Below are 11,328 nucleotides of genomic sequence, written 5' to 3'. Positions count from 1 at the left end.
AGGCCCGAGAGTTTTCCATACGACTCAAAGGCGCTGATTCGAAAATAGACCGATTGATCCTTGGCTTGGTAGGCATAGCCTTTGTCTACCAGACCCTGGATCAACTCAACCTGTTCACGAATATGGGCCAATGCAGATGGCTCAATGTGAGGTGGAAGGTTGTTCAGTGCCTCGCAGTCGGCATGAAACTTGGCTTTCCAGTGGTTCGTAAAATCGACAAGGGATTTCCCTTCCTGCTGGGATGTGCGGATGGTTTTGTCATCAAAATCTGTGACATTGCGCACATGCAGGGTCTTTAAGCCGAGGGTTTCCGCAGTTCGACGAAACACATCCTGAATCGTGAACGTACGGAAGTTGCCGATGTGTGCAGGGCCATAGACAGTGGGGCCGCAGCAGTAGAAACGCAGGGTCTGTCCATCCGCCGCATAGACGCGCTCTTTGTTTCCGGTCTGAGTGTTGATTAGCTGGAATTCCATCATCGGTGTAGCAGAAAGCTTGTTTCAAAGTGTCTGAGAATGACAAACCTTTTTGTTGCATCGAGGTCACGGAGAAGGGAATTCAAGCAATCCATCCGTAGCGGGATTTGGGAAAATCCCGAAGCGTCGGAGTCGTTTACATTCGAAAGTGCGATACAGTCGTCAACGGCTCGATTTTACCGTCGTTTTTTGCGGAAATACTCAGAAATTTTTGGAGAAAAATTTTCAGCAAACGAAGAACCTTGAGGCTATTCACATTGTTCACAATCGCGTCTGGATCTGTTTATTCACCACGATTTAAGCTCTTGCAGAATCACTTGCAGAGTTATTCACATTTACTCAATCCGGGGCCAAATGAGATATTCACAAGTTTTTCTCCATCAGTGTTTTATGATCAGATTTGATTGACATTTTTTCCAACATGTCGGATCGTATCCAGTGGTTCTTTGATAGAACGGATGTCAGCTGGCTTGGACGCTCTCACGATGGGTCCGGCGAGTTCTGAAGTCTGTTTTTTCGGCTTTGGAGTTCAGCCCGAAAGGGTGGACCACAGACGTTGGAGAGCGGGCAATCAACTTGCGAAGCAGAGCAACATCCCAGGATAAACCCGAAGGGGGCCTTTGAGGCCTTGCTTTTGCAATCCTTCGGGGAAAAGGCGACACCAAACTGGTGGGTGTTGCCCCTGTGGAAACGCAAACAGTCACCGTGTGTGAATGGTAACACAAACAGGCATATATCACCCAATCCCCTCCGCGATGTCGTGATCTGCGGAGAAACACGAAATGGGAGAGGGCGGTGAGCGTTCCGTTCGGGCAGCAATGTCCGAAAAAACAACGGTTCGGAGAAGCCAATGCAGCCAAAACTGCAGGCGACTCAAGGAATGCAACCCGAGTGACAAAGCTGAGCTGCAAGCGATCCGATGCGGCCCGGTTTTGAATACGATCATCTCAAAGGGTAGAACATGAGATGGCGACAGATATCGTAAAGACCAGTCTTTGGAGGGAGCGTTGTAGGCATAGGTAAAGCAATGCATGCTCGAACGGTTGCGCAAGCGAAGTGCAACTCGGAACCCCAACCTGAATTGCAAGGGAAGGGGGAAGACAAGGCGCCCGTCAAAGGATAGGAAGAAGGCAAGGGAAACTCTTAGCTATCCGAGCCTCTGACTATCGGAACAATCGCTGGACCCGGGAAGCAATGCCCAGGTGCAGCCTGCATCGAAAAACCCTGAAATTCTGTCTGAGCGTTAAGAGGCGAGACCCGTAGTCTCGGGCAAACGATCCCGTCGAAAGGCTGGATGCTGACCTGAGGCTGACACGGTAGCAATATCCGAATGTAGCGATGCAGCGGATGCTTACCTGGTGAAGCCATTTTGTAGAGAAGCGCCTCTGCAGAATGGAACTTTGCTGAGAAAACCTCACGCAATAGAGTGTTGGAAGCGATTTCAACGACGGCCCTGCTATGAGGCCGGTTAAAAGGATCCTGTTTATCTTTACCAAACAGGGAATGGCGTCGGGGAGTCAGCGGCCAGCCTGTCGCAAGCAGGAAGGCGCCAAACGCTGATGCAATGGGAAAGAGTGCGTGGCGAGCAACATCCCGCTCTTTCATAAAGGTCCGGTTAGCGAGAGCCAGCCGGGCCTTTTTGATGTACGGTCCTCAGCCTGGGCTGCATGACACACACGTGGACTGTTGTCACAAGTTGATTGAGTCACTTACCCAGTTGTGGTGTTCGTAAGCACTTCGACCCTTTCCAATACAACAATGGCCCGGGAGATGGGGATCGAACCCATGACCTTCGGTTTAGAAGACCGCTGCTCTATCCACTGAGCTACTCCCGGTTCTATGAAAATTTGACCGTAGCCGTATTGTCGCACAACTCAAGCCATTATTGCGCATCGAGGCACAGCAAGCACTGGCTGTAGCAGTGTCATGGATGATTCCTCCACCAGATGGAGCAATCGGTAGTCGCGATATCGATGTGGCCTGAATGCAGGAACCGTCGCGACTCATCGAAGCGATACGCATTCGAATGGAGCAGAGTGGAATTGGAATAGGTGATTTTTTGAAATTGGCGATGCGTGCATCGCTGGCCGCGTGGGTTGGGCCTTCAGCCCTCAGGGTATGGGGTGGGTCGGTTCCCAGGGCGTTGCCCTGGGTTGGTATGAGGACGCACCGTTGATGCTCTGCATTAGCCCTGGGTTTCGACGCGAATACGGCGTTGGTGACCTGAAAGGGTCTGGTCGGCTCGAAATGCAATGGTGCTGAGGGATGGGGTGTCCGGATGGTTTCGAGGGGCAACGCCCCGCAACCATATCAGCCTGGGCCGTCGGCCCAGGTCCAATGTTCGATGAAAATCTGAGGGCTGAAGGCCCGATCCATTTCTCCAAACTCGAAAGATTGAAAAGACGGGAGATCATGAAGGTGGATGCGCAATGGTTGTATCCGGCAACACTACGCTGGTGCATTCTGGTAGGTTCACCGATGATCCTGAATCAGAGCGGTGGTGCTGGGTTTGTCGCCCCCAGGGTCCGTCCGACGGTGTGGCTGCGTACCGGGGAACAACGTGGGTTTTTGGGCATCTGGGCGGCCTCCGACCCTTCGGCTTGCTCTGGGTGGTGAGCGTGCGGATGGTTTGCGTAGGGCCTGCGTTTATCGCAGGCCGCGTGGGTTGTCGGACGTTGAAGGTCTGAATGCTTCCGAATCCAGCTACGGAAGTGGAGAACGCTTGTTTAGTTTTCTGAAGTTCCGACGAGTCGGAAAACAGTTCGGGCCGCGTAGCCGGACTTGGGGAAGTTCGGACCTCGTGGGTGGGCGGAACGATGAGGGCGGCCTCCGGTGAACGGAGGCCCTACGGAGGTGGGAGCGTTTTGCGAAATGCGAATCGTTAAAGCACTAAAAACCCAATTTTCACACTTGACCGATGGTGAAAATCTGGTTCCATCGTTCTTTTCTTTTATTATGGCTATTGAGGTAAAAATTCGTCGAGGAGAACCTGTTGAGCGCGCACTGCGTCGTTTGAAGAAGCGTTTGGATCGTGAAGGCGTCATCCGTGACGTTCGCGCGAAGCGCTACTATGAAAAGCCCTGTGAGGTGACGCGCCGTAAGAAGAAGATGGCGAAGTTCAACAACTACCTGCGCCTGAAGCGAGAAAACCGCTAATCCATTTGCGGTGAGGTCCGGAAAGTGGGACCTGCTCCAGATTTTGAAACGGAATCCATTCGGGTTCCGTTTTTTTGTGCGCCAGGTGCTGGCGCCACTGCTGTGGATCCAACTGAAAAACCGGTTCGGTGATCTGCTGATTCGAAATGCCGCGTCGGATGGTGGCGATGGGTTTCCAGTTCCTGGGGATGGGGCTTTGGCATACTGGCAGTTCGTAGAGTCCATCCAAGCGACCGTGCAACGCTCCCTCTTGCAGCAGAATTCGACCAGAAGTGAAATCCATTACCAGGAGTCGGGGAATGGTAACTTTTTTGATACGTGTCTTCTGAATGTTTGGCAATTGCTCGGCTAGTCCACTGCTTACGCTTTCACAGTGGGAGAGCCAGGGGCAAAGCAGGCATGTCGGAGATTTCGGACGGCAAACCATTGCCCCCAGTTCCATCAGTGCCTGATTGAAGTCACCGGGCCGGTCTGCGGGGATGAGTTCCTGTGCTAGTGGACGAACGGCTTTCACCGCAGCAGCTGCATTGGGGAAGCGAGTTTCGATTTTGCGGAGTCGGGCAATCACCCGAACCACATTGCCGTCGACCACCACGGTTCGTTCCCCAAAGTCGATGCTCGCAATCGCAGCGGCCATGTAGGGTCCAACACCCGGGTATTCAAGCCACTGCGCAGCACTGGTGGGTTTCGGTTCAGCAGCTACCCATTGCTGCGCAAGCTTCCAGAGGGATCGCGCCCGACGGTAATAACCAAGTCCCTCCCATAATTTCACTACAGCACCTTCATCCGCCCGGCTGAGAGTTTCAAAATCGGGAAACACCGCCATCCAGCGATCAAAGTAGGGCAACATGGATTTAACCTGCGTCTGCTGCAGCATGAATTCCGAAACAACCGTGCGGTAGAGGGTCGGCTGTTCCCGCCATGGCAGGAAACGGCGATGCTGGTCATACCATTCGAGCAGTTGGTCAGACGGGGATGAAGTGGGCTGGGTTGGCATCAGAATTCAATGACGAAAGCAGGTGATATGTTGAAAACAAGCTTACTCAACTCCAACGCCGCTCGAGATGGTTAAGAATTTCATGACAGGAGTTCAGGTAGCTCGATCCAAACAGATTCAGATGGTTGAGATAGTGATAAAGGTTGTAGAGTGACTTGCGCTCGCGATATCCCAAGTCCATGGGGAATGAAGCTTCATATGCCTGATAAAATTCTGCGGGAAATCCACCAAACATTTCCGTAAACGCAAGGTCGGTTTCGCGGTCGCCGTAATAACTGGCTGGGTCAAAAATGACCGGTGTTCCATCGGGCAGCGCAGCAGCGTTGCCGCCCCATAGATCGCCATGCAGCAACGATGGATGTGGAGCGTGAGCGGAGAGGGCGTTGCGAATCGCGAACTCGATTTTGCTGGGCAAGGGCAGGGTGGAATATCCGCGAGAGCGCGCGAGTTCGAGCTGATAGCGGATACGGTGTTGCCAGAAAAACTCACTCCAATTGGAAACTTCAGAATTCCGCTGAGGCGTTCGACCGATAAAATTGTCCCGTTCGAAACCGAAGGTATTTGCTTTGCACTGGTGCAGGTGCGCCAGCGCTTCGCCGAGCTGGGACGCTGCGGAGCGATAGAGTGGGCCGAGTTCCAGGAATTCCAGAACCAGCGCATATCCTCGCTCCGGCACCTCAATCGCCAACAAGGGAGCGGGACAGCGCACCGTCCGTGTAGATGCGATGCACTTGAGCGCATCAAACTCTGCCTCCAACATGCGTCGATCTTCAGGCTCGGCACTGAATTTCACAAAAATGCGTTCTCCTCCGGCAAACTGCCAGACGGTGCTGTCGTGAATGCAACCACCGGCACAAGGGCGAATCGACACGGGTGAACCGGAAAACCCAAGGTTTTGACTGACAACGGCAAATTGTTCTGAATACTTCACGACAAAAAGTATCAAAGCAGTAGTGCGACTCTGTCGTCAGGTCAAAATTCAACGAGATTTGGTAGAGAAAAAGTCAGTTTCCTGGTTTGAAGTGCGTCGCGACCCGCCATTGTTGCGGATCGCAAAATGGGCAGTAGCCATCGTGACGGCCCTTGGCCTGAATTGGGCCTACATTAACGGCTTGCCCGTGTCCCACGGCGTGGAAATGCTGCAGGCGACAGAGCCAGCTGAGGACGATACCTTTATGCTGGAGATGGTGGATGAACTTCCTGAAATGCAGTATGTGGAGACGAATCCGGATGCGGTTGAAAACGAACCCGATGAGACGCCCAATATCAGCAACCGCAATCAGCAGGCGGCGCAGGAGGATTTGGCCGGACCCGAACGCAACGACAATCCCTTCCTGGAAGGGGAGGATGAAGAGTCGGCCAAGATCGTAGAGGGAGCCATGCCCGTTGACGGAGAGGACAGTCCACGGGTCGAGTCGGTTCCCATGGATTCGAGCAGTCAGCCGCAACCCGAACAGGCAGCACAACAACCCGTGGCACCGACACCACCGCAACGCAGTGCGTCGGAACAATCCGTCGAACAACAGGCATCCCCGGACTCGCTGCCGAGCATTGAAGCACCCAGCATATTGGATGAGTTGCCCGCAATTCCCCCGCCGCCACCAACACCGGATTTTATTGATGAAGTGGAGCCAGAAGATGAAGAAGGTCTTGAAGTGCCCATCATTGAGGCTCCTGATGAGGAAGTGGAGGTCTTTTCAAATCAACCGGGCGAGGACACCACTCTCAATATCAATATTCCTCCCAGTGTCGCTCAACAACTTTCCAAGGCACAGGAGGAGTTGCGTCGCCAGGAAGCGGAGCAGTCGCAACAGGCGGAGCAATCTCCTCAACAGGCCCAACAGGCCGTGCAGCCACGTCCCATGCCGCGTCCCCGACTTTCGCCCAAAGTGCTGCCAGGTCCGCTGATGGACTCCAATACTTACGCTGCGCGCATGGGTCCAGTTGCCTTTGATGCGAAGTTCAGCCAGTTCGGACACTACCTGCAACGCATGTTTGAAACGATCCAGCTGCAGTGGTATTCACTGCTCAAGGACGTGACCATCGGGCAGGAGAATCGCCCGGCCTATGTCGTGATCGAGTATGATCTGGATGCGGATGGAAAAGTTGTAGAAGCACGAGTGATGGAAACCAATGCGGGTCAGCTGGGAACTTTGCTCTGCAAGGATGCGATTGAATCCCGTGCCCCCTTTGGACCCTGGACACGACAGATGATCGATCAGCTTGGGGAGCAGCAGACGATACGCCTGCGATTCATTTACATGTGATTGGGAGCGGGGAGATGGGGTATCGCGGGGCGATCCGTTGAAGTTTAAGTTGAAGAGAGGTGCGACTGGATTTCGTAGGGCCTGCGTTTATCGCAGGCCGCGTGGAGAGGCGGACGCTGAAGATCCGAATTCTCCCGAATCCGGCTACGGAAGAGAGGGAATCCGGCTACGCAAGACGGGGGATCCGGCTACGCAAGACGGGGGATTCGGCTACGCAAGAAAGGGGGATCCAGCCACGCATGAGTGAGGAGAAGAAAGAGGGAAGGACTTGGAAAGGGCGGCCCTCGTGGGAGGGCGGAACGATCACGGCTGCCTCCGGCAAGCGGAGGCCCTACGGGGAAGCACGTGGGCCTGGATTCTCGTAGGGCCTGCGTTTATCGCAGGCCGCGTGGGAGAGGCGGGTGCTGAAGATCCGAATTCTCCCGAATCCGGCTACGGAAGAAAGGGAATCCGGCTACGCAAGAGGCGAAGCGAAGCTTTGGTGATGATGGGAGAGGGTAATGGGTTATGGGGGATCGCGGGGCAATCAGGTGATGTTTAGGTTGAAGTTGAAGAGAGGGGGAGCGATCTGACGAAGTTGGAAGTTGAGATTGAAGTGGAAAAAGGGTGGGGCGATGGGAAGAAGTTCAGGGCAAAATTGAAGTGGGAGTGGGGCAGTTTTTCGTTTGAAAGGGCGAAGGAGCTGTCAGATGCTGGCGGAGCATGGACGAAGACTCTCTTGCATTTCCGTTGCCCTTGGGCAGAGGCGTTCGGGTATTGGCAGCGCATCCGTCGGGCTGGGTTGCGCTCGACAAACCTGCAGGCATTCTATCGACACCGAACGCACCTTCGGATCTGAAACAGACGTTGCTGCGAGCCAAATTCAGCAAAAAAGACGAAGCCTATGTTTGGTATGATGAACAACAGGAGCGACGTCTGTATTTCATCTGCCATCGCCTGGACTCACCAACCTCAGGAGTGTTGCTGGGATCAACAGATCCAGCGATTGCCAGGCGCATCCGCAGTCTGTTCAAGGAAAGGAAAATTCATAAGCGCTACCTGGCCCTCGTGAGCGGGATGCCTCGTGCCATGCACGGACGCTGGAAGGATACATTGTCAACCCGCTCGGAAAAGGGTGGAAGTCAGGTGCGAACTGCAGTGAAGGCAGGACGTGCGGGAGAACCATCGCTGACGGAGTGGAGTGTGCTGCGGCAGGATGCGCGCAAGCGCTTAAGTCTGCTGTCCCTGAGGCCCTTGACGGGGCGGACCCACCAGCTTCGTGTGCAGTCGGCGCACCATCAGCTCCCGATCATTGGAGATCGCACGTATGGGGATTTTAAAGTGAATGCTCATGCGAAGAAGAACTGGGGACTGCAACGACTGATGTTGCATGCGGAAAAAATCCAACTCAGTGACCCTGCTTCGGGCATTGAGCTGAGTGTTGAAAGCACGCCCCCCCGTGAGTTTGTTCAACTGTTTGACAACTAGCGCGAGCCTGCTCCAATATCAAAAATTTCCCGCTATGGAGCAAATCACGCATTCGCAAGCGCGAACCCAATCGCTGAGCTGGTATGAACGCGCTACCCAGGTTATTCCAGGTGGCGTGTATGGGCACACCAGCCCGGCTGCCTCGCTGCCCTTGACCTTTCCCTATTATATCAACAAAGCGGAGGGAGCCTACCTGTGGGATGTCGATGGCAATCGCTACCTTGATTTTCTCTGCGCTTATGGTCCCATCATCCTCGGACATCAGCATCCCGAGGTGGAGCAGGCAGCGAACCGCATGCGGGAGAGTGGGGGATTGTTCAGTCATCCCCACACCATCATGGTGGAATTAGCCGAGCTGTTGGTACAGCGCATCGATTTTGCGGACTGGAGTGTGTTTGCCAAGAACGGCTCCGATGTCACAACTTGGGCGATTCAGGTGGCACGCCAGCACACAGGCCGGCGTAAGGTGCTTGTCGTGAAAGGAGCCTATCATGGAGTCGATGCCTGGACGAATCCCTCCCCTGGTGGCATTATCCCTGAAGACCGCATGCATGTGCATGCATTCGATTGGAACGATGTTGACGGATTGGATCACCTTCTGAAGAAGCATGCTGGTGATATCGCCGCGCTGATTCTCAATCCCTATCATCATCCCGCATTTGGCACCAACGTTGCTCCGAGCAATGTTTTTGTTGAAACGGTTAACCGTCGCTGTCGGGAGCATGGCGTTGTGCTGGTACTCGATGACATTCGCGCAGGCTTCCGCATCCACAGCGGTGGATCGCACCGGATCTATGGGTTCAAGCCCGACATCGCATGCTACTGCAAGGCCATGGGCAATGGATACCCCGTCTCCGCAGCAGTGGGAACAGAGGCACTGAAGGCTGCAGCCGGAAAAGTCTTTCTGACGGGAAGCTACTGGAACGACGGAATTGCGCTGGCGGCGGCAAAAAAATGCCTCGAAATCATCGAACGTGACAATGTCCCTGCAACACTGACCAGAACTGGTGAACGCCTGATTCGAGGACTGGAAACCGCAGCTGCAAGCCACGGCATTCGCATCATTGGAAGCGAACCTTTTGCGGCCCCGATGATTGCATTCGACGGCGATGCAGACCTGAGGCAGATGCAACGGTTTTCGGAACTCTGCGCTGAAGAAGGAGTCCTTTTTCACCCTCACCACAACTGGTTTGTCAGTCTTGCGCACACGGATGCGGTGATTGACAGTGCAATTGAGGTCGCTTCGCGAGCTTTCGCGCACATGGCAACAGAGGCCTGAGCATAGGACAACAGACGGACTCGGAATCAGCATGGGGGAAGCAATCGGAGAAGCTGAAGGTCGGCGAACAACGGAAGGTGCGGCAAAATGGAAAGGAACCACAGATGCTTATGATGTTGTCGTGATTGGCAGTGGGCTTGCCGGTTTGACGGGTGCACACTACCTCGCCAAGCAGGGGTATCGCGTGATCATCCTGGAACAACATTATCAAATCGGCGGCCTGGCAACCTGGTTCAAACGCAAGGGAGGACATGTTTTTGATATTTCCCTTCACGGATTTCCGGTAGGAATGATAAAGTCTTGCCGACGCTACTGGTCGAAGGAGATTGCGGATTCCATTGTTCCCCTGCGTGATCTACGCTTCGCCAACCCGCAGTTTTCGCTCCAGACTACCTATGACCGTGAAGATTTCACCCGGGTGCTGGTGGATTCGTTCGGGATTTCAGCCGGGAAAGTTGCAGAATTTTTTGACACGGTCTCGGATTCTGAACGCTTTCTCAACAGCCCCCTCAGTACGGGAGAGTTGATCGACTCTTTTTTCCCAGGACGCAATGACATCAAACGCCTACTTCTGGAACCCATTGCCTATGCAAACGGCTCCAGTGAAGACGACCCTGCTCTGGTTTACAGCATCGTTTTTTTCAATTTCATGAAACAGGGCATCTACACCTTTCAGGGAGGCACGGATCAACTGATCAAACGCATGGTGCAGCTGTTGGAGGAAAAGGGAGTACACATTGTCAGACGAGCCTGTGTGGAAAGCGTTGTAACCGGACGAAATCCAGAAACCGGAAAACCCGAAGTGCTGGGAGTCAAAGCGGAAGGTCGCACGCTGCGCGCCCGTGCGGTGCTCTCCAACTCAAATCTGAAGCGCACCGTATTGGGGTTGATCGGAGCGGAGGCGATCGCGGACCCTGAATTTGTGAAGGCGACCGAAGCCGTGCGCCTCAACAGCAGCTCGTGCCAGGTGTATCTGGGTCTTCGCAAAGGTACATCCATTCCTCATGTGGGCGACCTGCTCTTTGTTTCCGATGACGCAGAGTTCAGTTCGAAGGCGCTCAAAGCACCCACAACAACAAGCCGCACGTTTTCCTTTTATTACCCGGAAACCCGTCCACACCTGAAGGTGCCGCGCTACAGCATTGTTGCCTCAAGCAATGCCAACTGGAAGGACTGGAACGATTTGGATGAGCATGAATATGAAACCAGAAAACGGGAACTAATCGAAGCCACGCTGGAAACATTGGAGCGCTTTCTACCGGGCATCCGGGAAAAAATTGATCACATCGAAGCAGCAACCCCGCGCACGATTCATCACTTTACCCAACACTGGAGTGGAGCGTCGTTTGGAACGAAATATGAGGGATTGGAGGTCTCTCAGAAACTGCCGCAAGTGGTCAGCGGAGCCTATCATGCCGGATCAGTCGGTATCATTATGTCGGGTTGGCTCGGAACCATCAACTATGGGCAAATGACCGCCAGTCGCATGGAGCAATACCTTCGCGAGACGGTGAATCGATGAGGGTCCGAATTCTTCCGAATCCAGCTAGTGCGATTACACATACATGACATCAATAGGTGAAAGTCCTGATCGCTCCAAGACGAGCACTGGAGAAGCAGCTGAAAGCAACTGCGTCGCTGAGAGGCGGGGTGGGGAGCAGCTGGAAGCGGACCTGCGGTCCCAAA

Annotated in this window: 8 protein-coding genes and 1 tRNA gene; 5 read left to right on the top strand and 4 right to left on the bottom strand. The window is 54.0% G+C overall.

What is annotated here, in order from left to right:
- Window positions 1–479, bottom strand: a 479-nt coding sequence (locus ABQ298_16085; protein MEQ9825904.1) for a cysteine--tRNA ligase, incomplete at its 3' end; no start/stop codon positions are given.
- Between the two features lie 1,756 nt (window positions 480–2,235).
- Window positions 2,236–2,311: transfer RNA gene (locus ABQ298_16080), tRNA-Arg, on the bottom strand.
- A 1,120-nt stretch (window positions 2,312–3,431) separates the two neighbouring features.
- On the opposite strand from ABQ298_16080, the gene rpsU reads away from it, so the two are divergent.
- The gene (gene rpsU, locus ABQ298_16075; protein MEQ9825903.1) at window positions 3,432–3,632 is read left to right on the top strand and encodes a 30S ribosomal protein S21; all 201 of its coding nucleotides are present in this window, start codon (window positions 3,432–3,434) and stop codon (window positions 3,630–3,632) included.
- Here the strand turns inward: rpsU and ABQ298_16070 are convergent.
- Both ABQ298_16070 and ABQ298_16065 read right to left on the bottom strand, forming a co-directional pair.
- Window positions 3,595–4,629: an A/G-specific adenine glycosylase gene (locus tag ABQ298_16070; protein ID MEQ9825902.1), complete on the bottom strand. Its 1,035-nt coding sequence runs from the start codon at window positions 4,627–4,629 to the stop codon at window positions 3,595–3,597. The two genes, rpsU and ABQ298_16070, sit on opposite strands and share 38 nt — an antisense overlap.
- Window positions 4,630–4,675: 46 nt before the next feature.
- Window positions 4,676–5,560: a fructosamine kinase family protein gene (locus tag ABQ298_16065; GenBank protein ID MEQ9825901.1), complete on the bottom strand. Its 885-nt coding sequence runs from the start codon at window positions 5,558–5,560 to the stop codon at window positions 4,676–4,678.
- A 58-nt stretch (window positions 5,561–5,618) separates the two neighbouring features.
- On the opposite strand from ABQ298_16065, the gene ABQ298_16060 reads away from it, so the two are divergent.
- From ABQ298_16060 to ABQ298_16045, 4 genes are all read left to right on the top strand, one after another.
- On the top strand, window positions 5,619–6,896 hold the full coding sequence (locus ABQ298_16060) for a hypothetical protein (GenBank protein ID MEQ9825900.1): 1,278 nt from the start codon (window positions 5,619–5,621) through the stop codon (window positions 6,894–6,896).
- A gap of 702 nt (window positions 6,897–7,598) precedes the next feature.
- Window positions 7,599–8,363: an RluA family pseudouridine synthase gene (locus ABQ298_16055; protein ID MEQ9825899.1), complete on the top strand. Its 765-nt coding sequence runs from the start codon at window positions 7,599–7,601 to the stop codon at window positions 8,361–8,363.
- Window positions 8,364–8,397: 34 nt separating this feature from the next.
- Window positions 8,398–9,642, top strand: coding sequence for an aminotransferase class III-fold pyridoxal phosphate-dependent enzyme (locus ABQ298_16050; GenBank protein ID MEQ9825898.1), 1,245 nt, complete (start codon window positions 8,398–8,400; stop codon window positions 9,640–9,642).
- Window positions 9,643–9,673: 31 nt separating this feature from the next.
- On the top strand, window positions 9,674–11,164 hold the full coding sequence (locus ABQ298_16045) for an NAD(P)/FAD-dependent oxidoreductase (protein ID MEQ9825897.1): 1,491 nt from the start codon (window positions 9,674–9,676) through the stop codon (window positions 11,162–11,164).
- Window positions 11,165–11,328: the final 164 nt, after the last annotated feature.

The organism is Puniceicoccaceae bacterium (assembly GCA_040224245.1).
Classification (GTDB): Bacteria; Verrucomicrobiota; Verrucomicrobiia; order Opitutales; family JAFGAQ01; genus JAKSBQ01.
The sequence above is the reverse complement of the archived record's forward strand: the minus strand, read 5'-3'. Positions and strand labels throughout refer to the sequence as shown.

Coding starts and splice junctions, on each gene's coding strand:
- rpsU (MEQ9825903.1), top strand. CDS start 3,432: ATGGCTATTGAGGTAAAAATTCGTCGAGGAGAACCTGTTGAGCGCGCA.
- ABQ298_16070 (MEQ9825902.1), bottom strand. CDS start 4,629: ATGCCAACCCAGCCCACTTCATCCCCGTCTGACCAACTGCTCGAATGG.
- ABQ298_16055 (MEQ9825899.1), top strand. CDS start 7,599: ATGGACGAAGACTCTCTTGCATTTCCGTTGCCCTTGGGCAGAGGCGTT.
- ABQ298_16050 (MEQ9825898.1), top strand. CDS start 8,398: ATGGAGCAAATCACGCATTCGCAAGCGCGAACCCAATCGCTGAGCTGG.
- ABQ298_16045 (MEQ9825897.1), top strand. CDS start 9,674: ATGGGGGAAGCAATCGGAGAAGCTGAAGGTCGGCGAACAACGGAAGGT.